35 protein-coding genes are annotated in these 26656 nt (G+C 36.7%); 7 read left to right on the top strand and 28 right to left on the bottom strand.

Annotation, left to right across the window (positions count from 1 at the left end):
* Window positions 1–148 precede the first annotated feature (148 nt).
* Window positions 149–472 (top strand): ArsR/SmtB family transcription factor, encoded by a 324-nt coding sequence (locus FG384_RS06760; protein ID WP_142641836.1) that lies wholly within the window; start codon window positions 149–151, stop codon window positions 470–472.
* On the top strand, window positions 456–1163 hold the full coding sequence (locus FG384_RS06755; RefSeq protein ID WP_142641835.1) for an SRPBCC domain-containing protein: 708 nt from the start codon (window positions 456–458) through the stop codon (window positions 1161–1163). The genes FG384_RS06760 and FG384_RS06755 overlap by 17 nt, the downstream gene beginning before the upstream one ends.
* A 154-nt stretch (window positions 1164–1317) precedes the next feature.
* Here the strand turns inward: FG384_RS06755 and FG384_RS06750 are convergent, their stop codons facing one another.
* The 16 genes from FG384_RS06750 to FG384_RS06675 form a co-directional block, all read right to left on the bottom strand.
* Window positions 1318–2424, bottom strand: a complete 1107-nt coding sequence (locus FG384_RS06750; RefSeq protein WP_142641834.1) for a DUF1648 domain-containing protein — start codon at window positions 2422–2424, stop codon at window positions 1318–1320.
* A complete protein-coding gene (locus tag FG384_RS06745; RefSeq protein ID WP_142641833.1) occupies window positions 2421–2810 on the bottom strand; it encodes a GntR family transcriptional regulator in 390 nt (129 codons plus the stop codon). Before FG384_RS06745 ends, FG384_RS06750 begins: the two co-directional genes overlap by 4 nt.
* Window positions 2811–3194: 384 nt before the next feature.
* Window positions 3195–3974, bottom strand: coding sequence for a sulfite exporter TauE/SafE family protein (locus FG384_RS06740; protein WP_142641832.1), 780 nt, complete (start codon window positions 3972–3974; stop codon window positions 3195–3197).
* A 61-nt stretch (window positions 3975–4035) separates the two neighbouring features.
* Window positions 4036–4263 (bottom strand): sulfurtransferase TusA family protein, encoded by a 228-nt coding sequence (locus FG384_RS06735; RefSeq protein ID WP_142641831.1) that lies wholly within the window; start codon window positions 4261–4263, stop codon window positions 4036–4038.
* A 118-nt stretch (window positions 4264–4381) separates the two neighbouring features.
* Window positions 4382–5509, bottom strand: a complete 1128-nt coding sequence (locus tag FG384_RS06730) for an MBL fold metallo-hydrolase (RefSeq protein WP_142641830.1) — start codon at window positions 5507–5509, stop codon at window positions 4382–4384.
* A gap of 89 nt (window positions 5510–5598) precedes the next feature.
* Window positions 5599–5994, bottom strand: coding sequence for a DsrE/DsrF/DrsH-like family protein (locus tag FG384_RS06725; RefSeq protein ID WP_142641829.1), 396 nt, complete (start codon window positions 5992–5994; stop codon window positions 5599–5601).
* A gap of 19 nt (window positions 5995–6013) precedes the next feature.
* Window positions 6014–6571 (bottom strand): sulfurtransferase TusA family protein, encoded by a 558-nt coding sequence (locus FG384_RS06720; RefSeq protein ID WP_142641828.1) that lies wholly within the window; start codon window positions 6569–6571, stop codon window positions 6014–6016.
* A gap of 54 nt (window positions 6572–6625) precedes the next feature.
* Window positions 6626–6922 (bottom strand): rhodanese-like domain-containing protein, encoded by a 297-nt coding sequence (locus FG384_RS06715; protein ID WP_142641827.1) that lies wholly within the window; start codon window positions 6920–6922, stop codon window positions 6626–6628.
* 14 nt (window positions 6923–6936) lie between these two features.
* On the bottom strand, window positions 6937–7278 hold the full coding sequence (locus FG384_RS06710; RefSeq protein ID WP_142641826.1) for a rhodanese-like domain-containing protein: 342 nt from the start codon (window positions 7276–7278) through the stop codon (window positions 6937–6939).
* 10 nt (window positions 7279–7288) lie between these two features.
* A complete protein-coding gene (locus tag FG384_RS06705) occupies window positions 7289–7765 on the bottom strand; it encodes a DsrE/DsrF/DrsH-like family protein (protein ID WP_142641825.1) in 477 nt (158 codons plus the stop codon).
* Between the two features lie 598 nt (window positions 7766–8363).
* Window positions 8364–8624 (bottom strand): metal-sensitive transcriptional regulator, encoded by a 261-nt coding sequence (locus FG384_RS06700; RefSeq protein ID WP_142641824.1) that lies wholly within the window; start codon window positions 8622–8624, stop codon window positions 8364–8366.
* Between the two features lie 258 nt (window positions 8625–8882).
* Window positions 8883–9572 (bottom strand): N-acetylmuramoyl-L-alanine amidase family protein, encoded by a 690-nt coding sequence (locus FG384_RS06695; RefSeq protein WP_142641823.1) that lies wholly within the window; start codon window positions 9570–9572, stop codon window positions 8883–8885.
* A 103-nt stretch (window positions 9573–9675) separates the two neighbouring features.
* A complete protein-coding gene (locus FG384_RS06690) occupies window positions 9676–9945 on the bottom strand; it encodes a phage holin (protein ID WP_142641822.1) in 270 nt (89 codons plus the stop codon).
* Window positions 9942–10235, bottom strand: coding sequence for a hypothetical protein (locus tag FG384_RS06685; protein ID WP_142641821.1), 294 nt, complete (start codon window positions 10233–10235; stop codon window positions 9942–9944). The genes FG384_RS06690 and FG384_RS06685 overlap by 4 nt, the downstream gene beginning before the upstream one ends.
* A gap of 204 nt (window positions 10236–10439) precedes the next feature.
* Complete coding sequence (locus FG384_RS06680) at window positions 10440–10916, bottom strand: sigma-70 family RNA polymerase sigma factor (RefSeq protein WP_142641820.1); 477 nt, start codon at window positions 10914–10916, stop codon at window positions 10440–10442.
* Between the two features lie 152 nt (window positions 10917–11068).
* Complete coding sequence (locus tag FG384_RS06675; protein WP_142641819.1) at window positions 11069–11272, bottom strand: XtrA/YqaO family protein; 204 nt, start codon at window positions 11270–11272, stop codon at window positions 11069–11071.
* 265 nt (window positions 11273–11537) lie between these two features.
* On the opposite strand from FG384_RS06675, the gene FG384_RS06670 reads away from it, so the two are divergent.
* From FG384_RS06670 to FG384_RS06660, 3 genes are all read left to right on the top strand, one after another.
* On the top strand, window positions 11538–11879 hold the full coding sequence (locus FG384_RS06670; RefSeq protein WP_142641818.1) for a helix-turn-helix domain-containing protein: 342 nt from the start codon (window positions 11538–11540) through the stop codon (window positions 11877–11879).
* 13 nt (window positions 11880–11892) lie between these two features.
* On the top strand, window positions 11893–12363 hold the full coding sequence (locus FG384_RS06665) for an ImmA/IrrE family metallo-endopeptidase (RefSeq protein ID WP_142641817.1): 471 nt from the start codon (window positions 11893–11895) through the stop codon (window positions 12361–12363).
* Window positions 12364–12522: 159 nt separating this feature from the next.
* Window positions 12523–12726 carry a hypothetical protein gene (locus FG384_RS06660; RefSeq protein WP_142641816.1) on the top strand — a complete coding sequence of 68 codons (204 nt, stop codon included), beginning with the start codon at window positions 12523–12525 and terminating at the stop codon, window positions 12724–12726.
* Here FG384_RS06660 and FG384_RS06655 read toward each other — a convergent pair.
* The 7 genes from FG384_RS06655 to FG384_RS06625 all read right to left on the bottom strand — a co-directional run bounded on the left by FG384_RS06655 (window position 12716) and on the right by FG384_RS06625 (window position 20215).
* Window positions 12716–14020 carry a D-serine ammonia-lyase gene (locus FG384_RS06655; protein WP_142641815.1) on the bottom strand — a complete coding sequence of 435 codons (1305 nt, stop codon included), beginning with the start codon at window positions 14018–14020 and terminating at the stop codon, window positions 12716–12718. The two genes, FG384_RS06660 and FG384_RS06655, sit on opposite strands and share 11 nt — an antisense overlap.
* A gap of 16 nt (window positions 14021–14036) precedes the next feature.
* Complete coding sequence (locus FG384_RS06650) at window positions 14037–14483, bottom strand: GNAT family N-acetyltransferase (protein ID WP_142641814.1); 447 nt, start codon at window positions 14481–14483, stop codon at window positions 14037–14039.
* Between the two features lie 269 nt (window positions 14484–14752).
* Window positions 14753–15709, bottom strand: coding sequence for an oxygen-dependent tRNA uridine(34) hydroxylase TrhO (gene trhO / locus FG384_RS06645; RefSeq protein WP_142641813.1), 957 nt, complete (start codon window positions 15707–15709; stop codon window positions 14753–14755).
* A gap of 256 nt (window positions 15710–15965) precedes the next feature.
* Window positions 15966–17330, bottom strand: coding sequence for an ABC transporter substrate-binding protein (locus FG384_RS06640; RefSeq protein WP_142641812.1), 1365 nt, complete (start codon window positions 17328–17330; stop codon window positions 15966–15968).
* Window positions 17331–17367: 37 nt separating this feature from the next.
* A complete protein-coding gene (locus FG384_RS06635) occupies window positions 17368–18180 on the bottom strand; it encodes a carbohydrate ABC transporter permease (protein ID WP_142641811.1) in 813 nt (270 codons plus the stop codon).
* Window positions 18177–19088 carry a carbohydrate ABC transporter permease gene (locus FG384_RS06630; RefSeq protein WP_142641810.1) on the bottom strand — a complete coding sequence of 304 codons (912 nt, stop codon included), beginning with the start codon at window positions 19086–19088 and terminating at the stop codon, window positions 18177–18179. The genes FG384_RS06635 and FG384_RS06630 overlap by 4 nt, the downstream gene beginning before the upstream one ends.
* On the bottom strand, window positions 19085–20215 hold the full coding sequence (locus tag FG384_RS06625) for an ABC transporter ATP-binding protein (RefSeq protein ID WP_142641809.1): 1131 nt from the start codon (window positions 20213–20215) through the stop codon (window positions 19085–19087). Before FG384_RS06625 ends, FG384_RS06630 begins: the two co-directional genes overlap by 4 nt.
* Window positions 20216–20448: 233 nt before the next feature.
* Here FG384_RS06625 and FG384_RS06620 point away from each other — a divergent pair, with 233 nt between their 5' ends.
* On the top strand, window positions 20449–21318 hold the full coding sequence (locus FG384_RS06620) for a glycerophosphodiester phosphodiesterase family protein (protein ID WP_142641808.1): 870 nt from the start codon (window positions 20449–20451) through the stop codon (window positions 21316–21318).
* A gap of 2 nt (window positions 21319–21320) precedes the next feature.
* Here the strand turns inward: FG384_RS06620 and FG384_RS06615 are convergent, their stop codons facing one another.
* The 4 genes from FG384_RS06615 to FG384_RS06600 all read right to left on the bottom strand — a co-directional run bounded on the left by FG384_RS06615 (window position 21321) and on the right by FG384_RS06600 (window position 24636).
* Window positions 21321–21767, bottom strand: a complete 447-nt coding sequence (locus tag FG384_RS06615; RefSeq protein WP_142641807.1) for a YaiI/YqxD family protein — start codon at window positions 21765–21767, stop codon at window positions 21321–21323.
* Between the two features lie 170 nt (window positions 21768–21937).
* Window positions 21938–23020: an ABC transporter substrate-binding protein gene (locus FG384_RS06610; protein WP_240793360.1), complete on the bottom strand. Its 1083-nt coding sequence runs from the start codon at window positions 23018–23020 to the stop codon at window positions 21938–21940.
* Window positions 23021–23030: 10 nt separating this feature from the next.
* On the bottom strand, window positions 23031–23810 hold the full coding sequence (locus FG384_RS06605; protein ID WP_142641805.1) for an ABC transporter ATP-binding protein: 780 nt from the start codon (window positions 23808–23810) through the stop codon (window positions 23031–23033).
* Window positions 23811–23814: 4 nt separating this feature from the next.
* On the bottom strand, window positions 23815–24636 hold the full coding sequence (locus FG384_RS06600; RefSeq protein ID WP_142641804.1) for an ABC transporter permease: 822 nt from the start codon (window positions 24634–24636) through the stop codon (window positions 23815–23817).
* 161 nt (window positions 24637–24797) lie between these two features.
* Between FG384_RS06600 and FG384_RS06595 the strand changes: the two genes are divergently transcribed.
* Window positions 24798–26105 (top strand): M48 family metallopeptidase, encoded by a 1308-nt coding sequence (locus tag FG384_RS06595; RefSeq protein WP_142641803.1) that lies wholly within the window; start codon window positions 24798–24800, stop codon window positions 26103–26105.
* 351 nt (window positions 26106–26456) lie between these two features.
* On the opposite strand, the gene FG384_RS19985 is transcribed toward FG384_RS06595, so the two are convergent.
* Window positions 26457–26656 (bottom strand): hypothetical protein (locus FG384_RS19985; RefSeq protein ID WP_205961752.1); only part of this gene is annotated, 200 nt, incomplete at its 5' end.

Raw genomic sequence — 26656 nt, 5'->3', positions numbered from 1 at the left:
TCTTCTGCTACGATGGCTGGCATCTGAATCTGCACAAAAGGAGTAGTTCCCGAAATGTTGGAAACTACTCCTTTTTTTATTTACATTTTTCTAACTATTTAGTATATTTATCATATAACCAAAAGGTTATACGATGTGGAGGCTTTCTATGACGGACTTTTATCGGGCAATATCAGACCCTATACGTAGACGAACACTAACTTTAGTGTCTCATAAAGAACTTACTCAATCTGAACTTGTTGCGAATTTCTCCATCTCTCAGCCTGCTCTCAAAAAGCACCTTGCCATTCTAATCGAAGAGAATCTGATTACAGAACGAAGGGATGGAAGATACTGCTTCTACCGTTTGAAACGCGAGGTTTTTTATGATCATTACCAAAAGCTTCAGCATGAGCTAGGTTCTATTTTAGAAAACAAGCTTGTAAAGTTAAAGGACTATTTAGAGGAGGATAATAATGGAGAAAGTCATTAATTCGGTGCAAAGAGAAATTTTTGTAAAGGCTTCACCAGAGAGAATATGGAAAGCATTAACGATTAGTGAGGAACGGAATAAATGGGAAACAAAGAGCTGCGAGCTAGATATTCGAATAGGTGGCCAAGTGAGCCTCGATTATGGTTGGGGTGTTAGTTATATTGGCACTATTGTCGAACTGGAAGAACACAAAAAATTAGTGTTAAAGAGAGAAGATGACGACGACTTAACCATTTGGACAATCACCCCTCAAGATAAAGGATCCTTAGTATCTATAGAATATACCGGTTCTTGGGTAGGTGATATTGGTATGATGGAAATGGATAATATGCTATTCGGAACTTATCAATTTATGCTAAACCTAAAAAGTATCTATGAAGAAGGAATCGATATCCGTTCAAAATTTTGGAGAAGTTGGATTGGGATTTTGCATCGAACATATAAAATGGGGGAAGTGTTAGGGTCAAGAGTCGTGAAAGTACAACCAAATACTCCTGCAGATAGTCATATTCAAGTTGGAGATATGATAACTAAAGTAAATGGCACTGCAACTCACTCGTATGATGATGTAGAAAAAATAATCTCCGAACTCGGGGCAGATAAAGAAGTTACAATTGAAATAAATCGTAATGGATTACCATTATTACTCACATTAAAAACGATACCTTTTGGGCAAATGAACAGTCAATAAAAGGATTGGGGCTGAAATCGTAAGAGGACAGCCCTTCTTTAGAAAAATGTCAGATTTTCCAACTAACCATTCATTTGTTCTCTAAACAAGAAATAAGGTAGCCTCCTGATGCTACTAGAGACCACCTTATTTTTATAATCCTATATAATGGGCCTTATAAACTAAATGCAATCGCAATAATAATGATGAGCGGTAGGAATAAAAGAATCCAACTTATTGGTCGAGCAAAATTAAACGTCCATCCAACACCAAAACGTTTTTCGACTAAAATGCTTGGATCGTCTTTATTAATATAAAACATTCCTCCTTTCCAGTATCTATCGTCATCTACCGCAATTTTATCTTCTATACTTGGGTTAGCCTCTCCTACTTTCAAGCGCGAGCCACTTTGGCCAACCTTTACTGTATAGATGCCTACTCCAACAAAGGTAATTACTAAAAAGGCAAGTGGCAGTGCGAACATAATCCACGGAGTTGCAATTTCTGGATGAATGGTTTGCAAATGAGAATAGCCCATCATAAGAGTCAACGTAATAGTGATGAATAGTGCAAACCAGCTACTATACTTACGAAAAGCAAGTTGTTGCTCAACGGATGTTTTTTTATTTGCAGGATTAATCTTTGCACCCGAAAACTTCATCCCTTCACTCATCATGAGGAACATTCCTTGCATGACAAGTAAAATGAGCGGTAAAGAAATAACACTAAAATACGTTTTTTCGCTAAATGCGTCCGGTTGTCCAGAAGGTCCCCAATGAGTTGGAATCATATTTGGCATTTGGTCGTATTTAATAAAAGTATAAATAATTAGTCCGACTGTAATAATCATTGGAATTACAAATACGATTCTCGGTATTAATTGAAGCTTTTTTTGAAATTGTAAGTCAACTACGCGTACTTCATTTTTACCAGTCGCCCAGCCTTCAGTCACTTTCAACTTCTTCATGCGTAAATGCATAATGAAATAATAACCAATACTAATAAAAATAGTAGTAAATTGTACTCCTACACTTATAAGTGCGAGTATTTCTTCGTTCGGCTCTTGAGAAAGTGACCAGATCAGATATCCAGTGAGGATAATTAATCCTGTAGAAAGGACAACCTGCGTATATCTTTTTTTCAATCGAACTACTGTCTCTTTCTTAGCATATTGTTCAGGAACATATACGCCAAATGCCTCTGTTTGCTTTAGAAATTTCGGCATAAAAGCTTGTAATACAGTAATAAACAAAAGAATAAATCCAAATAAGAAAGTAATCATAATTTCCCCTCCTTAATATCTTGTACAAGCTCTCGTAACATAGCTACCATCTCTTCCTCGGACAGTTTCAATACTAATCCTTCTGCTATCAATGGTCTGATTTGTGCTGCTAGTTGTTGTTTTTCTTTTTCCGAGGCTTTTGGAATTCCGTTTGGTTGTATAATAACGCCTGATTTTGCGACGATTTGTATGAACTCTTTTTCTTCTAAATAATGATATGCCTTATTGACCGTATGCATATTCATTCCTAGGTCTGCCGCAAATGCCCGAACGGATGGTAGAGAGTCCCCTGGTTTCAAGTCACCTCTTGCTATACCCTCAATCAGTTGCTGAGCTAATTGTAAATAGATTGGCACGGATGAATTTGCTTCTATTTCGATAAACATAATGCCACCTCCTACTTACGTTGTTCTACTCATAGTGTAACACATTTGTTCTATATATGATAGAGCAAGTCATAACTTTTTTATCGTCCAGCATAGTAAGTACTCTTTTATTAGAAATGATTTATCGCAAATATTTCAGTACAGTATTTCAAATGAATTTTTCCATAATAAAAAAAAGAATCCACTAAAAATGGATTCCCTTTATACTCTTTGACTTACCAATAGTAGCGTTCTCTACAGGTAGATATAAATTTTAGATTGGTAAACAAGCTTTTTCAAGTTGGCAACTGCACTAAATTTTATGAATCTCATTGGAAACATCGTTCATACTTGCTATATACACGCTGTTCATCTAAATTGTATAGCTGATTATTATTTCACCAATTACATTAAAATATCTATCCAAATTTTAATAGCAGTTGCCGCAATCATAATAGCTAAAATTATTTGCAGTATTTTTGTATTCATTTTCTTACCAAATTTAGCGCCAAGTGGAGCTGCTATGATACTCGCGATAATCATAATAAACGCAGGCCAATAATCAACTTGTCCTGTCAATAGTTTACCCACGCTTCCGCCAATGGACGAAATAAATGTAACTGCCAAACTTGTTGCAATTGTCATACGCGTTGGGATTTTTAATAGGACAAGCATAATCGGTACAAGTAAGAAACCACCTGCTGCTCCGACAATCCCAGAACCGATTCCCACAACTAATGCAAGACCTGCTGCTAATGCTTTGTTAAATTTCACTTCATTCATTGGTTGATCATCGACTTGTTTTTTCGGAATGAACATCATAACAGCAGCAACCATTGCTAACACACCATAAACAATATTCACGCCTGCTTCTGATAAAAAGCCAGAACCATAACTACCAATAAAACTACCAATTAAAATCGAGCCACCCATGTAAATGATTAATTCTTTATTTAAATAACCACCTTTTCGGTATGCCCATACACCTGCAATCGATGCGAATAATACTTGTACAGCACTAATACCGGACACTTCATGTGCAGTAAACGCAGCTAATCCAAATAGAGGTGGGATATATAGAAGCATCGGGTATTTAATAATTGAGCCACCTACCCCAAGCATCCCCGAAAGGAATGATCCAATAAAACCAAGAGCAAAGATTACAATTATAAATGTTAAATCCATGTTAAATCCTTCTTTCTGATTAAAAAAAGCGAGTAAATCGAGCTACTCGCTTTTCAATTTTCTATACTTTTTGAATGTAGAAGTACAGTACACCTGCTTCTTCTTTTTGTTCAATGATTGTATGACCACCAGCTTGTGCCCATGCTTTAAAGTCATTCAATGCACCTTTGTCTGTTACTAATACTTCTAATACTTCACCTGATTCAATTGTGTCGATTGCTTTCTTTGTTTTTACGATTGGCATTGGGCATGCTAAGCCTTTTGCGTCTAATTGTTTTGTAATGTTCATGTGTAAGTCCTCTTTTCTTTTATTTTGGAAGCGATATAGACCGTTTTTAACCTTGCCTAGCGAGACAGTAGCTTGCCTCTTGAGATTGAGGCAAGTATAGGTATAACAGTTCAATTAACTAGCGTACGGCACAACGGTTTGGCCCTATTTCCATTTCCGTTTGCTCGTCGTTATCTGGTGTAATTTTACCCATGTTTACTTGACGAATTTGTTGGTATGCATTTGGTTGTGGTGGTAAGTTATCTGTCACCATGCTGCGGAATACTGCTTCGTCTTCCACATTTAAGCCATGATTATTAGCGAATAGATCACCAAGGCGTTTTGAAACTGTACCATCAACGTTTAATTCATCAATAATCATGAAGTGGGCTGGTAATACGATTAAGTCTTCTGCTAGCTGACGGTAACGGTTGTAAAGAGTCTCACGTAAGTCGCCTACCCAGTCTTCTGCAAGACCAGCTAAATCTGGACGACCAATTGAATCGATGAATAGAATATCGCCTGTCAGTAAGTACTTAGCATCTACTACGAATGAAGTAGAGCCAATTGTGTGGCCTGGCGAGTAAAGTGCGCCGACATCAATTTTTGAAGCACCGATTTGAACTGTTAAGCCATCTTCTAATTTTGTGTAATCAAACACTAGTTCTTCTGCATCTTTTTCTGGTAAGTAGTAAGTTGCGCCTGTCGCTTCAGCTATCGTACGTCCGCCTGAAATATGGTCAGCGTGTAAGTGCGTATCGAATACGTGCTTGATTTCTACACCTTTTTCTTTTGCGAAGTTAGTGAACACTTCGGTGAAACGCACAGCATCAATTACCGCTGCCTCGCCACCGGAAATTACCATGTAAGACAGGCAACCTTTACCTAAACGGACGAATTGGTATAATTCTCCGCCACTTTCTAAATCGCCAACTTTAATAGGTTCTAGGTACATTGACCACGATTTCATGCCCCCTGCAAGATAAGCGACTTCACGGCCTTCTTCTGAAAGCATTTCTGCCACCATTATGGACGATCCCTCTTTTGCACAAACAACTAACACTTCTTTGTTTGTTGGGATTTTCGGTAAGATTTCTTCTACACCATCTAACAATTCGAAATAAGGAATGTTTAAGTATTCGAATTTGTGACCATCGATTTTCCAGTCTTCAAATGCGTCTGCATTACGTACATCTAAAATGAATAATTCTTCATTGTCGATTACTTTGCGTGCCACATCGGCTGCTGTCCATGTATTTATTGCCACATTTATTACCCCCACAGATATATTATTTGATTTTTTTAATGTAGTAGGTTTCACACCTAGTGCACGGTCGAAAGTTGCTTAGCTTGCGATTAGAAAGTTAGTGATGGCGCTGCATCTTTCGCAAACTCAAGGAATGTCACAGCGCCGCCTACTTCGATTCCATCTACGAAATCAGCTGTTGTTAAGCCCATTACGTCCATTGTCATTTGGCAACCGATAAATTTAACACCAAGTTCTAGCGCCATTTCCACTAATTGTGGAATGTTTGGTACATTTGCTTTTGCAAATCCTTCTGCCATGAATTCTTTTCCTTCTGGCATTGGTAGTGCTTGCATTGCTTGTTTGTGGATTAAGTTAAGTCCTTCAAATGTGAAGAAGATTGCTACTTCTTTTTCTGAAGCTGCTGCTGCAGTTGCGATATTGAATACTTTATATGCGTCGAAAAGACCACCGTTACTTGCGATAATTGCTACTTTGTTAGACATTGTTGTTTCCTCCGATAAATTAAATATTTTTCGTTAATTCGCCGTTCCAAGCTGTCATACCTGGTAAGACGTTATATACTTTTGTAAAACCTGCATCTGCGAGTTGCTGTGCTGCCATATCAGAACGTGTACCTGTACGGCAAATAACATAAATTTCTTGATCCATATCAAGCTCTTTCATACGTGCTTCTAGTTCACCCATCGGCATCGATTTTGCGCCTTCAATATGGCCAAATGCGAATTCTGCTGCTTCACGTACATCTAAGATGATACCTGTACGACCAACGATTTCTTCATTTGAAATAGTGCGTTCGAATTGGTTCTCTACTGCATCTGACTTTCCAGGATCACATTTGCGAATATAGTGATACAGTACATCGTTTTCTTCTTGTGTACCGATATATTGGTGACCAACTGTTTTTGCCCATGCTGCTAAATCCGCTTTAGAGCCCTTATCTGTTGCGATTACTTCAAGTACTTGTCCATCCTCTAAACCATTCATTGCCTTTTTCGTTTTCACGATGGGCATAGGACAAGCTAATCCTTTTGCATCTAACTGTACATCTGCTTTAATCATTTTCTTTACCTCCATACCTAGTAGGGTATTATTTTACTCAAAAAAAATATGAACTTATTGCACGTCTCCTTCCCAATTCAGCATACCGCCAACCATGTTCGTCACGTCATAGCCTTGCTCTTCAAGAAATGCTGTCGCTTGACCACTGCGACCACTTGAACGACAAATCATAATATAAGGTTTGTTTTTATCTAATTCATGCATACGGAACTCCATTAATCCAAGTGGAATATTGACAATCCCAGGAATGTGACCTACTTTTACCTCTGCCACTTCACGTACATCGATTAAGTTTAATGTTTCGCCAGCTTCTAAACGTTGCTGCACTTCTAGTGTTGTAATTTCCTTCATCATGCTCTCTCCTTTTAATAGGCGCTCATGCCGCCACGGACATTTGCTACTTTTTCATAGCCTAATTTTTTTAAGTGCTTACATGCTTGACTTGATCGCATACCACTTTGACAAATAACTACGATTTCTTTGTCTTTCGGTAGCTTACTGAAATCTGAGCCAAGCGGAATGTTTATAAACTGCATGATGTTACGCCCCTTAAATTCAGCTGGTGTACGTACATCCACAAATATTTTATTTTTATCGTTTAAAATTGTTTTTAACTGTGCAGTTGAAATTGTATTTACACCTTTTGTTGGCTTCATACGCCAAATAAGAAAAAGTACGATTACTGCAATGACAATTGTAATTTCCATAAGTTCCTCCTTAGATGAATAGGTTTACATTCCCGTCTTCCGCATCTGCTAAATAAGCAGCAACACCTGCATACTCAATCCCATCTAGCAGCTCTTCTTGTTGAAGACCTAATAAATCCATCGTCATTGTACACGACACTAATTTAATCTCTTGTTCCTGCGCCATTTCAATCAGTTGCGTTAGTGTCAGCGCATTATGCTTATCGATAACATGCTTAATCATTTTTGGTCCCATACCTGCCATTTGCATTTTTGACAAGCCAAGCTGCTCCGCACCACGTGGCATCATCTTCCCAAACATTTTTTCAAGGAAGCCTTTTTTCACTTCTACATCTTCTTGTTTACGTAATGCATTCAATCCCCAAAATGTGTGGAAAATTGTTACTTCATGGTCATACGCTGCTGCACCATTTGCAATAATGTACGCTGCCATCGCCTTATCATAATCTCCGCTAAATAATACGATTGTTGTTCTCTTCTTTTCCATTTCAATCTCCTTTACCTATACACGTACCGGTATAATTTATTTTAAAATAAGAGAAACAGGGCAAAAAGACGCCCGGTCCTTTTAAAACAAGTAGCCGCAGAAGTACGGTTGATTTCCGCTCCTGTGGACGCTTTCCGCCGGCATGGCTTCAGCCGCTTCCCTCGCTGCGCTCAGTCCAGGGTCTTCAGCTCATGCTATTCCGGTTGGAGTCGCCGCCTGCGCTCCAATCAACTAGTATGTAGCTATTCATCGTTGCAGCTGTTTATTAATAGAATGAGCGAAACTGATAAAGAATAGTAGGAATAGCACAACTACTTCTTTTTTTCTATTTTTAAAAAGTGAACGGCTTGTTTTAGGAGATTGGATTGATCAATAACTGTCTACAAATCTTCACTTTGTAATGCAGTAGCCAAGTACTCCATTCCAACAATGAATAGAAAGCACATGATTACTTTTTTTGTAGAATGGATGGATGCAGTGAAAAGCGGCGACTCCTGCGGGATTAGCGAGACAGACGAGACCCCGCGGAAAGCGTCCGCTTGGAACGGAATCCATCCTATAAACTTTTATATTTTCTTATTCTTATATATAGACACATCTAGCGGCTTTGAACTAATAAATTCACTGCTTCTTGAATTGATTGATTCATTATTGATTGATCTCCATTACCTTCATTTACACAACGCACTAAGTTTTCACTAACAATGACACCAATTGTACGATCAACGCCTGAACGGACTGCTGAAAGTTGTGTAATGACATCCTTACAATCTTGTCCTTCTTCCATCATACGTAAAATCCCTCGAAGTTGCCCTTCCATACGTTTAATGCGGCTTTTCATTTTTGTTTCGTAGTCCATTTTTTCAACTCCTTGTTCTCGTTGATATTCATCATAATATACCCCATAAGGTATAATGTCAACTAGTAAACTTTAAAGAGGTGATTTTTTGATTCCACAACTTGACTGCTATATCATTATCGGGATTTTGAATGGTATGGATCTACTTCGAGGAACTTTGAGTAGTGAACTTGTAGGAACTTATCTTCATATACAGAATTGTATAATTTCCGCACAAAAAAAGCCCCACCCACATAAGTGAGTAGGGCTGATTATTATTTACTTCACTCTCAACACTTGTCCTACATAAATTGTGTAATTGGCATCAAGACCATTCCAATCCTTAATTTGTTGTATTGTGCTACCATAAGTCTGACTTAAGGAATAAACAGTGTCACCACTTACAACAGTATGATAAATTGCCGTGCTTTTCTTTGGAAGATTAAAGCACTTTGCAATTCCATTCACATGACCTCGGGCAAGTGATTCAATAAATGATGCTGTTTTTAACTTTGCCGCATCATTTGCATTATCAATAAATCCATTCTCCGTTAAAAGAGCTGGCATATTGGATTCTCGTAACATATGAAAGTCTGCTTGTTTTTTGCCTCGATCAGTATAATTTACAAGCTTTAATATTTCTGCATGAATTGTATTTTGATAAGTTGTAGTAGGTACACCAGTACCCGGATAGATATAATCCTCATAACCTGTCCCACCGCCAGCATTAATGTGAACTGAAAGGAGGAAATCTGCTCCCCAAGCATTAGCTGCATTTGTACGTTGAGGCAAAGTCAAAGTCTGATCCCCAGTTCGACTCATTAATACACTTACATTGTTGTACTCCGCAACCAAAATATCTTTGACTCTAGTCGCAATTTGCAATGTTAGGTTTTTCTCCTGCAATCCATTTCCTACTGCTCCAGAATCTGTTCCACCATGTCCTGCATCAATAAATACTTTTACCATCATTATCACCTCTTATTAGATTTGAATTGCTAGAAAAGAATGCTTGTACACCTGTTTGACTTCACATAATAATCACCCCCTAAAAAAACCGCCCGAAGAAAACTTACTTTGGTTCGATATACTTCATAGCTCGTGGACTATCAGAAAATCTATTTGTTGTAGGATCTTGAATATTACCCATAGTTGCTAGTAATCCAAACACTGCATTTATAACAGCAAATATCCAATCTTTCATTTCCTCTGTTAAATGGAAATCCGTTAAACCAGCAGCATGAGCTCCAATCAAAAGTAATTCAGTTAAAATGAATAATTGGGCAATAAAACCCATCACCCAAATCTTATTTTTAAAACGTACCTTCCAGTTAATCTTCATACTTGTGGTGCCTCCTGAACGATTTTGATATTATCGATTCTTTTGTGAGCATGCTTAGAGCTTTCCTCCACTCGTGCTACACGTTCTGATAGTACGTCCATTTGCTTCTCATTCGCTTTTAAATCAATTCGAATCGATTCCACACCATTACTTATAGTGTCAAGCTTAGTTTCAATAACTGCTGTTTTTGCTGCATCTGCTTTCACATCTTTGTCGCGGTTACGACCAAATGTAAGTATCCCTATTAATAAACCCAACACAGTGCAACCAATACCGATTAGTGTCTCCATTCAGCACCTCCAATTTTTTTAAACAAAAAGAACGCTCCAATTGGAACGCTCTTTTTTACTATTGTTGATAAAGAGTTAGTAGATATTTACTCTCTTTAACTTCTTAACGATTCAACATCTATTATTGAAACTTACATTCAAATTCCAATTACTTATGCAAATAACTCTCTTCACTACTAGGTGGGTTCATACGTCAAGTGTACGTCAGGAAACTAGTATTTTGACTTTGTCCTTTGCACGATCAATGTATTGTTGCACAGTTCTCTTCTTTAAATTCAGCTCCTCTGCAATCTCTGTAAGACTCATCCCATACGCCATATGCATTAAATAGCATTGTCTCTCTCTATGAGAAAGCTCTACTAAAATATTTATAATCTCCTGTTTCTGTTCCTCACTTATACTACTTTGCTTTGTATCCAATTCAATCGTTGGAAATAAATCCATATCCAATAATGCACGACGTTGATATATAGACCTTTTATCAACCCCATGAAGATTGCCAGGTCTTCTTTCCTTCCTCATCCATTCAAGTGCATAAGACATATCATCGATCATACTATTAATAATTTTGAGGTCAGCATTATCTTTAGGATTTATTGGATCTAGCTTTGTCTTTAAATGCTCTAGTTCTTTTTTATGATATGAATACTCTTGTATCAATTTATCCGCCCAATTTAACATTTGAAGTACCTCCTGCTTTTTCTTTTTATTAGAACCCTATAAAAAAAGAGGACAACAAAAGACACAGCAAGTGCTGAAATCGATTGCTGTCCTCCAGATAACTGGTGGGACTATTACTTTCTATAGTTTATATGTTTAAAAATGTATTACACTCAAAAATTAATATCTTCCCCCTCACTCCATTTAACACGGACAACTTTTCCTTGATGTGTCTTAATGGTTGTATCAGCGAAAGGGGGTAACTCTGTAATTTTTGCTTTATTTTTACTAATTACTACGATGCATGGATTGGGAAATTCCCTTGTATTAATACTAATGTTACCTTCGGAATCTACTTCTAAGTCTCTCATTCTCATACTTTCCCTCCCTCTTTTTTCCGAAAACGGAAATTAATATCACCTTTAATAAGCTTTATTGCGCGAACCATTTATAAAATTCTCTATTAAAAATCAATATTTTTCACTTTAAGTTCCGTTTATGGAATAAATCTATCATAGTATTAACAGAAATTTATGTCAATATATTTTTTCCTAAAACGGAACTAATTATGCTCATTGTTGCATTTACGGAAATTTATATATACAATTCTAACTATAGATAATATGTAAGGAGATTTTAACTGTGAAGAACTTCGGAACACTATTAAAAGAGCTCAGATTGAACAGAAAACTAACAATTGAACAATTGGCAGATTCTTTAAATTCTAAATTCGGTAGCAAAATTAGCAAGAGCTCCATAAGTCGTTGGGAAAATGGAGAAGCCGATCCTAAGCTGGAATTTGTTCGATTACTCGCTGATTTTTTTCAAGTTCCTGGGCAGCATTTCTTAGGGGAAGACTCAGAAAAAATGAGTGAAAGTAAGAAAGTCGTAACTATTGCAGCACATATTGATGACGATGTCACAGAGGAAGAAATGGAAGACATTAAGAAATATATTGAGTTTATTAAATCACAACGCGGATAAATGAGGTGTATACATGGCGTATGATCAACTGATAATGGAGTACCCACATATTAAAATTATTGAAAAAGTATTACCTAAAGGTCTCCCAGGTTTATATTACGATAACGTGATTGAAATTGATAAATTCAAACATAAATATGAAAAGCATTGTATATTAGCGGAAGAGCTTGGTCACTATGAAACAACCTACGGTGATATAACAGAATTAAATGATTTAAGAAATGTAAAATTAGAACAAATAGCTCGAAGATGGGGTTATGAGAAAATTGTCTCTTTTGATAAGCTTATCGACTGCTATGAGAAAGGACAAACTACATTAGATGAAGTATGCACAAATCTAGAAATAACTCCAGAGTATTTGAAAAGTGTTATTGATTATTTTATTGAAAAATATGGTCTCTTTAAATTACACGGAGAATACAGAATTACCTTTGAGCCACTTAATATTAAAATGATAGAAAAAAAGAAACAAAGTTTTGATTAAAATAAACTCGTTAATCATCTTTGTTTTCAAAATGAGAAGGATGACTTAAAAGCTATTCTTCACTTTAAGTCACCCTTCTATCTTGAATCACAATTGGAAATAATATGGCTATTCATTTTTCACTTTGCTATACTGGACATACTAAAGGAGTGAATATACATGGTTGAAATCATTATATTTTCAAGCTTTGGAATTGCATTAGTCAGTATGGTTGGACTAATGGGCTATGCTACAGTAAAGCAATACCAAATTAAGCAAAAGCAATTAGAAATTGAAATGATGAAACTCGAGAATGAAGCCTTTTTACAAATTGAGAAAAAGCAATTACTTTTGGAAGAGCAAACAAGGAGTTCTACCGATTAAGTAATAGCTTTCCTTTTTCATAGTACGCTTCCTTTGCTTTCTCTGGAACCATTCCCCCACCAGTGGCCCATACGATGTGAGTCGCGTTCTTCAAGTTAACCCCATTCTTTGCAAGATGGATTGGCCCAGTCATTCCTGCAAGTGCAGAAGGCTCTAGCTGAATTTTTTCAGTGTCTGTCAGTAAAGCAAGTAATTGATACATCTTTTCATCACTTATTGTATAACTACCATCTATTAAATGTTCTAGTGTTTTTCCAACAAACCCAGAAGGTCTACCAACTGCTAGCCCGTCTGCATCTGTTTTATTGTCGAGTCCGATATCGCTTACTGCAATGTTTTCATGCAATCTGGTTAACAAACCAAGTAACATGCAAGGAGAGTGCGTTGGTTCCGCAAAAAAGCAATGGACATTGTCACCAAATAATAGTTTCAGGCCATATGCAACACCACCTGGTCCTCCACCAACTCCACATGGTAAATAGACAAATAACGGGTTATTATCATCTACTACTTTCCCTTGCTGCTCCAATTGTTTTTTCAGACGGCTCGCTGCCACCGCATAACCTACAAATAAGTCGACTGAATTTTCATCATCAATAAAAAAGCACTTCGGATCTTTTTCTGCTTGTTTTCTACCCTCTTCAACGGCTTTACTATAATCCGAGGCGTACTCTATTACCTCTACTCCTTTGTCACGAAGCATATCTTTTTTCCATTGTTTTGCGTCACTCGACATATGAACAGTCACTTGAAAGCCAAGTTTTGCACTCATAATACCAATACTAAGCCCTAGGTTTCCGGTGGATCCTACAGCTATAGAATATCCTTTGAAAAATCGCTTCATTTCTTCAGAAGCTAATAATGCATAATCGTCTTTTTCCGTTAATAACCCTTCACCAATTGCAAGTGTTTCCGCAATTTTCAATACTTCATAAATGCCGCCTCTTGCTTTAATCGACCCTGAAATCGGCAGGGCATTATCACATTTCAATAAAAGCTCCCCGTCAAATTCAGTCTGAAGTATATTTTGCAATGCAGATGACATTGCTGGAATTTCCACAAGTGGCGATTCAATAATGCCTTTTGATTTCTCTGTTTCAGGGAAAGCAATCTGCAAATAAGACGCAAATCGATCTAATCGATCACTTGCGTCCTGCACCATATCACTCGTCACAGATATATCTTTTAGAGCATCTACAGTATTTTTTAAGATTGGATTCATCCAAATAACCTCTTCGGTATTCTGGATATTTTTTATTAATGGATAGTCTTTCAATAGTTGTTGAACATTCATACTTAAAAATTCCTTTCTATTCTAAACTCAACACATGGGTAGTATGCGGAGAGCGTTCTTCAAATGTAAATCCATTTGCTCGATAAAACGCGTCTGCTTTTGCTGATTCCGTTTTAGTTGTGATTTCATTAAAATTGCCTTTTGCATTTTCTGAAATAGTCTTGCACAAAACACTTCCGATTCCTTTTCTACGGTACTCTGGTAATGTGTAAAAGCGGTGTAGCCTTGCAGAATCTCCGCCTGAACTACCAATATTTCGATTTAATCCACCGATTGCGACTAGTTCTTCGCCGTCCCACACCCCGTAAAGAGCCTCACCTTGTTCGCTAAATCTGTTTGTACCATCTTCATATTCAGATGCAAGTCTCGATACGAATCGGTACCCTTCTTTTTCGCTTTCTTGAATAAGTTTGGTTACGTCGACTTCTTTCAAATCTGAAATTTTCTTCACTTCGATTGCCATATACGTTCCCCCATCCTATTTTAAAAAGACCTCTAGCTTACTTTCGCTACTACTCTCACAATACCCTTTATATTACAGAATTATTACTGGTGCCTGGCACCAGTAATAATTTTTTCTTCACCTTCAACAAGACGATGCATCTACGTGTTGAGTTGCTGAGGTTAGTGGAAATCTTATATTTAAGGACATCACCATAACTGATCGCTTTGAAAGAAGAAAAAGGTTGCCTTCAAGTAGAAAAATACTCGAGAGACAACCTTTTTATCTATTTATACAGTTTCTTCGATAGCTGCTAGTCTTGCTTCTACTTCTTCTTCGGATAAGTTATGTTCTACGATGTAGCGGTTGCGTGGGTGTACGCGGCATTCATGTGAACAGCTACGAAGATATTTATGTTCATTTTCTTCTGAACAAAGTATTTTATCGTTACAATCTGGGTTTGCACAGTTTACATAGCGCTCACAAGGTTCTCCAGTAAAATGGTCTTTCCCCACGACAACATGCTCTACTTGGTTGATCGGAACAGCGATACGCTCATCAAACACGTACATTTGACCATCCCATAATTGACCGCGTACTTCCGGATCTTTTCCGTAAGTTGCAATACCACCGTGTAATTGCGCAACATCTTCAAAACCTTCTCGTACTAACCAGCCAGAGAATTTTTCACAACGAATTCCCCCTGTGCAATATGTCAGTACTTTTTTACCTTCAAACATTTCTTTATTCTCAATCATCCATTCAGGTAAATCACGGAAGTTACGAATATCTGGACGAATCGCCCCACGGAAATGCCCTAAGTCGAATTCATAATCATTACGAGCATCAATAACAATTGTATCTTCTGCTTGCATTTGTTCAAAAAACTCTTTTGGAGAAAGATATTTTCCAGTTAATTCATTTGGATTAATATCCTCTGCTAATCCTAAATGTACGATTTCTTTCTTTGGACGAACATGCATTTTTTTGAATGCATGTCCTTCCGTTTCATCTATTTTATACACCATGTCAGCAAAACGTTCATCCGCTTTCATCATGTTCATGTATGCGTCGGTTTGTTCAATTGTTCCCGAGCAAGTACCGTTAATTCCTTCGTCTGATACTAAAATACGCCCTTTTAATCCAATTTCTTTACAAGCAGCAAGATGCTCTTGTGCAAAGGTTACTGGATCTTCAATCGGGACATATTTATAGTAAAGTAATACTCTGTATGCATTTGTTTCCATTTTTTACTCCACCTCTTATAAATTTTGTCCATTCGTTTTAATATAACAAAAAATAGGGTATTTGTTAAATAGATAGTTTTCTTTTTATAATCAAAAAACGAACAAGGAGGCTTTTGAAAGCTTCTCGTTCGTCTTCTTTACTGTCCGCAGTCAGCTCAAGGTAAAATGCCAATTCTCAGTGGTGGCTTAAGAGATGCTTCCTCGAAAATTACCGTTCGCTTGTCGCTGACAAGCGGGCGCCTTGCGCTTTTCTCTATTATTTTGTTTTATTTGCAATCTCGATAGCACGGTTAGTTCCTTCTGCCGCTTGGTCAAGTGCTTCTTGAGGAGACATCCCCTGATATAAATTTTCTAATGCTGTAACGACTTGTTGACGTGATTCTGGGAATACAGAAATTAAAGCTCCTTGTGTTGCAATTGATGGTTCTGTACTCTGCAATTGGTCAACCGTCACTTTCAATTGTGGCATTTTACCCCATGCATCTTTTACAACAGCTTCATCATATGCTGAAGGATTGATAGCGAAATAACCTGTTTCTAAATGCCATTTCGCCTGTACTTCAGGTGTAGTTAAATACTTCATAAATTCCCAAGCTGCCTTTTGCTCTGCTTCGGCAATTCCTTTTGACATCCATAAAGAAGCTCCACCTATAACAACGCCTTTTCTTTCTGCTTCATCTGAATAAGGGATATATGCAACGCCAACTTCGAAAGGGGCATTGTTAATAATTCCTGTTACACCAGCTGAAGAGTCCATATACATAGCAACTTTACCAGATTGAAATGCTGCTCGAATATCATCCCAATTTGTTCCGAAGTTACCAAAAGTACCAGCTTTGTTCATCGTATCTAAAAACTCAAATACTCGTAAACCTTCTTCACCATTGAAAGTAGCCTCTGTTGCATCTCCTGCACGACCATTTTCTTCATTTACATATAAACCGCCTTGTGTTGCAACAAGTTGCTCAAAAAACCAGCCATATGTTAACATCGAGAAACCTTTCATATCATCTGTTTTTAATTTTGCTGCTGCAGCAATTACTTCCGAAAACGTTGCTGGTGCTTTTTCTGGATCTAGTCCTGCTGCTTTAAAAGCATCTTTGTTATAAAGCATAACTGGTGTAGACGAGTTAAATGGCATAGAATATAATTCATCGTCTACTGTATAGTAATTTAAAATATTTCCTTCTAATTGAGAAATATCATACTTGTCTTCATCGATGAATTTTTGAATTGGTTCAACAAATCCACTTTCGATCATATACTTTGTTCCAACTTCAAACACTTGTGTTATTGCTGGAGCATCTTTTGTACCCCCTACACTACGAAGCTTAGTTAAAGATTCCTCATATGTTCCTTGAAACTCCGCTTGAACTTCATATTTATCTTGTGATGCATTAAAATCCGCTACAATTGAATCCAGGGAAGTTTGGCCAACTCCAGACATAGCATGCCAAAAAGAAATAACTGTTTTACCTTCTTCAGTTGTTACCACTTCATTATTTTCCTTGTTTTCTTCATTTTGTTCAGATGTGTTACTCTCACTGTTTGTACACGCCGCTAACGCAATAAGACTTAGTAGCAACATATATAAATATGCAAATTTAAACTTTTTCTTCATATTTAATGTACACCTCGTTTTTAGTTTTGAATAACTGTTATTTTAGAGCACCTTGAGTTAACCCTTTTTGCAATTGCTTTTGACCTAAAAATAATAATAGTAATGTTGGAATAATAACAACAATTACTCCTGCCATAACCACCCCCCATTCTGTCGATACTTCTTGAGATTGTAGCTGTTTCAGACCAATTTGAACGGTTCTCACGGATTTATTTGTTGTTACAAGAAGTGGCCATAAATACATATTCCATGTTGTCAAAAACCCATATGCACCTAACGTAACAAGGCTTGTTTTTGAAACAGGTAATACTATTCGAAAGAAAAAAGTAAATCTATTAAGTCCCGCTACTTGCGCTGCTTCATGAAGTTCTTTTGGTATCGTCTTAAAATGCTGTCTCAATAAAAACGTCCCAAAAGCTAATGCAAAGAACGGTAATGTCATACCTTGATACGTATTAATCCAATCTAATTTTTGAATGGTAAAAAAGTTTGGAATCATAGTTGCTTCCCAAGGAATCATCATCGTCGAGATAAACAGAAAAAATACAAAGTCTCTCCCTTTAAACGGAATAAATACAAATGCATATGCAGCTAGACTACAAACGATTAACTGTCCAATCATCACTCCTATAGAAACTACAAAACTATTAATCAAGTAATTAAATAAAGGAAGTCGATCAAACACTTTCACGTAATTATCTAAACTTAAATTGGAAGGTAAAAATTTCCCTTGTAAAATTTCTCCTCCAGTCATGAAACTTATCATGAATGCATAAATGATAGGAAAAAACATGAGTAAGGAAGTCACGATTAATAGGATATAAATAATCGATCTTTTTAGCATTCTCATTGATAATGTACCTTCCTCTCGCCAAGTTTAAATTGCAAAATTGTGACGATCAAAATACAAATAAATAAGAACACTGCTTGGGCACTTGCGGTTCCAAATTGATAATTGACAAAAGCTTCTTTATAAATCGAATATACGATTAGATTAGTAGATTGAGATGGACCACCTTTTGTTAAAATATCTATTTGTCCAAACGTTTGGAAAGCGTTAATGAGTGATATGGTTACGATAAAAAATAAAGTTGGCGATAACATTGGAATCGTAATTCTTCTCAAACGATACCAGTAACTTGCTCCATCAATTCGTGCACTTTCATACAAATGCTCATCAATATTTTGCAAACCACCAAGCAATATTAAAAATGAAAAACCTGTATTTAACCAAATCGTTGATAAAGACACTGAAAGTAGTGCCCATGTTGGATCCAGTAACCACTCGACTTGTGGAAGATTAAAGATATTTAATAATTTATTGAACATACCTATACTTGGGTGAAACAAGAACAGCCATATAACAGAGGAAGCTGCTACGGAAATCCCCATAGTTGAAGAATAAATCGTACGAAAAAAACCAATACCTTTAAGTTTTTCGTTAGCAAGTAATGCAAGTATTAGTGCGATAATAATTCCTGTCGGTACAGTATATAGTACAAATAAGAAGGTAGCTTTTATACTATTGCGGAATGCCACTGATTCTAGTAAATACGTATAATTTTCAAGACCTACAAATAATGCAGCATTTCCGTTTTGGTCAGTTAAAAAAAAACTTAAATAAATTGTCCGAAACATTGGATAAAAAACAAAGACCGAAAATAGGAGTATGGATGGCAGTAAATAAAGCAATGCGGTTCTAGCATCTAAGGATCGTTTCCATACACTTTTCTTTGCTTTCGTTTGTGATACCATCATACAAATACCTCTTTACCAAATACATGGTTTTCCACGTCGGATGGTTTTTTAATAATTTCCTTCTTCTCACTATCAAAAAAACAGAAAGATTCATAGTTCATTATTAATGGTATTTTATCTCCAACCTCTATTTGCCATTGTCCACTCCACTTAACTTGCCAGGATCCCTCACCCATTAAAAATGAAAAGACTGTTTCATTCCCTAGAATTTCAACATTCACAACTTCTACTAGAATTTTTTCTGCTTCTTTGGACTCTTTCGTTGCTGCTTTAATATGTTCTGGGCGTATGCCAACAATTATTTTCTCCATTAAATAGCGTTCATCCTCAAATGGAACAGGAATACTTATAGAATCATTTAACCTGATAGCGTTCGATTCTTTATCCCCTACCCCCGAAGTAATATTCATAGGCGGAGAACCAATAAATGTCGCTACAAATGGATTTGCAGGATTATTGTAAACATCAATTGGATTACCTATTTGTTGAATTGAACCTTCATGAAGGATCATTATACGATCACCCATAGTCATTGCTTCAATTTGGTCATGTGTTACATAAATCATCGTTATACCTAATCGTCTTTGAATTTGTCTTATTTCAGATCTCATATGCGCTCGAAGCTTCGCATCTAAATTAGACAATGGTTCATCCATTAAACAAATAGGGGCTTCATTTACAATCGCACGTGCTAGAGCCACCCGTTGGCGTTGTCCACCTGATAATTCTCTTGGCTTTCGCTTTAAATAATCAGTCAAACCTAACATTTCTGCCACATCACTTGTCCGAATCATACGATCTTTTTTTGGAATCTTCTTTACATGCAATCCAAACTGAATATTTTCTTTCACAGTTAAGTGTGGATAAAGTGCATAGTTTTGAAAAACCATTGATAAATCTCGTTTACTTGGTGGTAAATCATTTACTTCTTTTTCACCAATTTTCAATACACCGTCTGTTATTTCTTCTAATCCCGCTATCATTCGAAGCATTGTGCTTTTTCCGCAACCAGATGGTCCTACTAAAACAAAAAATTCACCTGGTTCTATTGTTACGTTAATATTAGAAATAACATTTGACTGTTTGTCATATGACTTGGAAATATCGATAAGTTCTACCTTTTTCAAAGCACCCCATCCTCCCTGTCTAAAATTACACAAAACTACCATAAGCTGTCTTGTAGAGTTTATTAATAAAGAATTTATTTAATGAATATTTCTTGAAAAATAATAATCTTTGTTTTATACACAACTCATGTTACAAGAGAAAACTTTGCAAAGTCAAAACAAATTGACATTTTTACTTAATTTTTACATTTCCAACAATCTCTTAATATATCTTTACTTAAAGGGGGTTTCTTATGCGAAAACAATACATTATACTGGCATTTTTATTATTAGTTGTTGGGTGTGTACATACGGAAAAGAGGATAGAACCGATTCCCTCAGAGGAGTTTTTAGTTATTGCGCATCGCGGTGCTTCTGCCTATGCTCCAGAGCACACACTCCTTGCATATGAAATAGCACAGCAAGCCGAAGCTACTTATATTGAAATTGATTTACAAATGACAGAAGATGGCGTGTTAGTAGCCATGCACGATGAAAAAGTGGATCGTACAACGGATGGGACTGGATTTGTAAAAGAATACACATTAAAAGAATTGAAGCTACTAAATGCAGGAGAATGGTTTAATAATGAGTATCCAGGTCTTGCAAATGAAGAATTCGAAGATGTGAGCATACCTACATTAGAGGAAATATTTATCCACTTTGGAAGTGAAGTGAACTACTATATTGAGATGAAATCACCTGGTATATATGATGAGATGGAAGAAAAGCTAATAGCCTTGCTAAAGCAGTATAATCTGATTTATGTAGACAAAGGATTGCCTAAAGTTATTATTGAATCATTTAATGAGGATAGTTTAGTAAAGATACACCAACTTGAGCCAAGACTTCCTCTTATCAAGTTATTCAGTTTCAAAGAGGAAGCCGCTCTTTCCGTTCAAGACTACAATCGCTTAAATACTTATGCAAGTGGTATTGGAGTTAACATAAGCTCTGTTGATAAACATTTTATACGTGAGGTTCAACAAAACGGTCTTCAAATTCACCTTTATTCTGTAAATGATGAGACAGAATTAAAAAAAACACTAAATTTAAAAGCAAATGGAGTTTTTACGAACATACCAAATATAGCAGTTGAATTACTTAAACAACAGATTGAATAGATTTAGCTATTTAACGCATGAATACATATTTTTTTAAAGTTCACTTCAAATTTTTCGTCGTCTTCTTTTTGACGCTTTTTTGGACCTTTCAATCTACCGCCCGCTTGTCTAATTTTCTTCGAAATATGTCGACTATTTAAGAGCTGATCGATATTTTCGGGTGTATACCAGCGTCCATTTTGATCAATTGCATAGCCTTGTTTAGCTAACACCATTGCAGCAAGACCGTAATCCTGAGTAACGACGATATCCCCTTTACTCACTTTATTTACTAATACAAAATCGACCGCATCTGCACCCTTAGATACCATGATCGTTTCTGCACCTACTCTTTGCATATAATGAGCCGTATCACATAGCAATGTTACCTTTAATCCAAAAGACTGTGCTATCTCAATTGTTAGATCTACCACTGGGCATCCATCTGCATCTACTAAAACACTTACCATCCCTATGCACCTCATTTACCATTCGATATTTACTCATTGTATACTATAAAATACATTTTATAAAAAAACGTCCAAAACTTATTGGACGTTTACAATAAAGATAAGAATATTTTAAAACCAAGCGCAAACTCAAGTACAGTAGAACGTTGTCACGAATACTTTTGCTTTTCTTACTTGTATTCTCCTAATATTTCTACAGCTTTTTCGGTAATCGACGTATCAACCGCTTTGTCGAAGTCCACGTCCCCACTGATTGCACCATTTGCTTTATATACATCGTATTGTTTTGTAACATCATCTAAAAACATCTTTCCATTTGGATCTAAACCTGTTACAAAAACTTTCTCCCATAATGCCGGATCCTTTAATGATGTATGCTTCGTCATAATATCGATTACTTCTTCTTTTCCTTCACCTTTAATGAATGCATCATTGTAGTCACGTACCCCTTTTAAATATGCAGCCATAAAACGTAAGGATACATTCTTTTCTTCATTCATAAACTTAGGTGATCCGAGTACCATTGCAATTTGTGATTCAGGAGCATAATCAGTCGTATCTCCAAATCGAGTGTGGAAACCATTTTCAATACCTTGAGCGATTAATGGCTCAATTTGTAGTGCTGCATCCACAGAACCATTTTCAATTGCACCTAACATACTTCCGAAATCACCAAGAAGGACGAATTCCACATCATCAGGAGTTAATCCTGCATGCTTAAGCATTTCTAAAAAGATATATTCATCGATTGAGTTTTTAGAAGAAATAGCGATACGTTTCCCTTTGAAGTCTTTATATTCCTTAATTTCGTCCTTCATTTGATTGCCTATTACAAATGAGAAGTACGACTTCCCTTCCACATTATGCCCTTTATCTGCAATGATTTTAACATCAATTCCTTGTGCAATTGCATTGAAAAATGACGCTGTAGATACACCTCCTGCAATATCTACGTCACCAGAAGCAAGTGCCGGTAGCATTTCATCACTATTTGCAAATTGAGCAAATTCTACTTCAATATTGTACTCTTCGAAATAACCTTTTTCTTTTGCGATATAAAAGCCAGCTCCAGATGCAGCTCCATCCTCTGCAATAATTACTTTCACTTTCTTTTCAAGGGGAGCTAAATCACCAGAAGGATTATCTTTATTTACTTTATCATCGATTCCTCCTGTACTTTCTTTATCTTTGGAAGAACACGCACCTAATAATAGAATGATCGATGCAAGTAATATCAACCAACGTTTTTTCACAAACTTCCTCCTATCTTCTTGATCGCTGTACTTCTTGTTGCAAATGATTCCAAATCGTAATGAATTGCTCTGCCATCTCTGCATTTGCTCGAACTTGCTCCATCGTTCTTGGTCTTGGAATAGGAACTTTGATTTCTTTTATTATTTCCCCTGGGTGTGCACTCATCAACACAATACGATCGCTTAGCAGTAAAGCCTCGTCAATACTATGTGTAATAAAAAACACTGTTTTTTTCGTTTCAGACCAAATTGAAAGCAGTTCATCTTGTAGAATAAATTTATTTTGTTCATCGAGTGCAGCAAATGGTTCATCCATAAGTAAAATTTCTGGGTCATTAGCAAATGCGCGAGCTATGCTAATTCGTTGTTTCATTCCCCCAGAAAGCTCTTTAGGATAAAGTTTTGAAAACTTTTTTAAACCTACTTTTTCTAAATAATAGTCAGTTTGTTTCCGTACAAATTCTTTCGGTAAATGTCGCATTTTAAGCCCAAATGCAACATTTTCTTCTACCGTTAACCAAGGGATAACCCCTTTTTCTTGGAATACCATCGATTGTAAAGGTCGGTCATTTGAATCCGAATCAATTGTGAACGTTCCTGAGCTTGGTAATTCCAAGCCCGCTAGTATACGTAGTAATGTTGTTTTCCCACATCCACTCGGCCCAACTAAACAGACGAACTCTCCTTCTTCTATTTGAAGAGACACATTTTGAAACGCGGTTACACTATTATTCTTCTTGTAAAATATTTTCGTTAAATTGTCGATTGATATTTTGACAGTATTATTCAACTACTCACCTCCATGGGACTATCTTCTTTTGAAGCCCACGTAAGAAAAGGGAAAACAGAAAGCCAAAAAATGAAATAAGTACTAAACCTACAAACATTTCTTTTAACATAAACGCTTTGTAAGAGGTCCAGATTAAATACCCAATTCCTGAAGTAGCTCCCATCATTTCCGCCGCAACTATCGTGAGTAATGCTATCGCCTGCCCCATTTGAATACCTTCTAGCATGACAGGAAGTGCTCCTGGAAAAGCAATTTTAAAGAAAAAATCCTTTGGACTCGTGCCATAATTTTTCGCGACATCTAAGTACACTTTTTCTATATTCAGAACACCTGCGACCGTATTAATGACGACTGGGAAAAATACGCTACCTGCGATTGTTACAACTTTTGAAAAGTCTCCAATTCCGAAAAGAATAATAATGATTGGGAGTAGCGCAAGTGTAGGTATTGGCATAAAAGCCATCACAATAGGAGAAATAAAATGTCGAATTGGCGCATACAGCCCCATTAATAACCCAATCGTTACTCCAGGTATTACCCCTAACAAAAAGCCTGCTGCTATTCTATATAAAGACACCGATATATGTGTCCACAATTGTCCGCTCCCAGCTAAGTCGAAAAATGTGGACACGATTGCAGACGGCGGAGGGAAAAATCGAATATCGAGTATTCCTGTTCGAGAAAAGATTTCCCAAAGTAATAGGATGATGATAGGAGAAATTATCGTTAGTAGCTGTTTTGCCCCATCTTTTACTTGTTGTTTCTTCCATTCCTGTTGTTCCGTTTCATAAGGATCGTAGAGTACGCCCCCTTTTTCTTCGCGCATTTTTCACCACCTCTTGTAAAAATAATATGTAATATAGGTTAAATGTGTGAAAACGCGCTAATTAGGAATCTACAAATGCACTTTTTTATAAAAAAATATTCAAATTGACTATAAACACATTATTTGGTAAGTTTATAAATATTTTAAAGGAGGGATTTAATTTGTCACCAAAAGACTTAACATCTAATAGAGAAATACCATATTTCGTAATTAGCATTATTTTCAGTCTGTTCTTATACATACTCGCTATAGTATCTCTATTTGGAATTGCTATTTTACTTATTCTATTTGCTGTCTTACTCTATGCCAACGCTATTATGCTAGGATCTATCCGTGGTAACGGGATACGTATTAGTGAAAAGCAATTTCCTGATGTGTATGAACGCGTCGTCTATTTATCTAATAAGATGAACTTAAAAAAAGTACCTGATGTATTTGTCATTCATTCAGAAGGTGCATTTAATGCGTTTGCCACAAGATTTCTAGGAAGAAATATGGTTGTTATTTATTCGGAAGTATTTGAGCTTGCTAGAGAACGTGGAGAATCGGAGCTAGATTTTATCATTGCGCATGAGCTCTCCCATGTGAAACGGAGACATGTATGGAAAAATATTTTAATCATGCCTTCACAGTTTATTCCTTTTCTTTCGCAAGCATATAGCCGCTCTTGTGAATATACTTGTGATCGTGAAGCAGCCTATTATATACAAAATGGGATGGCAGCTAAGCGAGCACTTACGATTCTCGGAGTTGGAAAAAAATTATATACAGAAGTTAACGAGGATGCATATCTAGAACAAATTCATACGGAATCGAATGTTGCTGTATGGTTGAGCGAAGTATTATCGAGCCATCCACTTTTACCAAAACGAATTCAATCGGTAGGTAAGTTTATGCAAATAGAAGGGACTCCTAATTACTTTTCTAACTCAACAAAAATCGCACTTGGTATAGGTGCTTTGTTTGGAATTTTCTTCGTTGTTTATATCGGAGTTATTGCCATTGTTACAGCAGGAACGCTCACATATTCCAATTTATTTTCTGGTAGTCTATTAAATGAAGTGTCTACTGTGGATGAATTATCGAGTACTGACTATGAACTTACTCTAACGCCATTAATTGAAGCTGTTTCAAATGATGATGAGGACACTGTAAGAGACCTTATAGCAAATGGAGTTGATTTGGAAGACTTCGATTCGGAGCAAACTACTGCACTTCATTATGCAGTATATGAAGATAATATTTCGATCGCGGAGATATTACTAGAGGCAGGAGCTAATCCAAATACCGCTGACTACTACACAAATGCATTAACTGCAGCTTTGGAAAATGGAAACTATTCGTTAGCCTCTCTTTTAACTGGATACGGCGCCGATCCAACCGTAGAGGACCCTCAAGGATATTCTGCTTTAAATATGCTTGGCGCTTATAACAAAGAAGAGTTTATTGATATAGTAAATAGCTATTAATAAAAAGATGAGTCTAATAGAAAGACTCATCTCAGATTGAAGCCAAAAGGTTTCGGGACTGTTGAACATTCCCGAAACCTTTTGAGATACTCTTGATTCTATATGTAGAAGAAAAGCTGCGAGACTCTTGCGGAAGACGGAGCGTAGCGAGGGCGCTAAAAATGTCCCTAGTTTGAAGGTTCCAGATGAGGTTGTCCAATATTCCAATAAATAAGAAAATCGTTGAAACGGCTCCCTTTCCGCGGGCGTTGCCTCAGTCTCCTCGCTTCGCTGCGGTGTCTTCGACTAACGCTATTCCCGCAGGAGTGTCGCCTTGTTCAACGATTTTCTAGAAATGAAAAAGTATTTATCTTAAAAAATAGACCTCCTCACTTCAAAGGCACTGTAGTTAGCTTTACCAGACGGGGCTGTACAATACCCTATTAATAAGAAAATCGTTGAAACGGCTCCCTTTCCGGAGGCCACTGAAAAAGTCCATATAGTTTCACTTTTAATGAAGTTCCCCCGTAGTTTTCCGAAGCTTACCGCTCGCTTTCCACGGGCGAAGAATT

This window comes from Psychrobacillus vulpis (assembly GCF_006861825.1).
GTDB lineage: Bacteria > Bacillota > Bacilli > Bacillales_A > Planococcaceae > Psychrobacillus > Psychrobacillus vulpis.
Note: the sequence above shows the minus strand (reverse complement) of the source record. Positions and strands in the feature narration are given on the sequence as shown.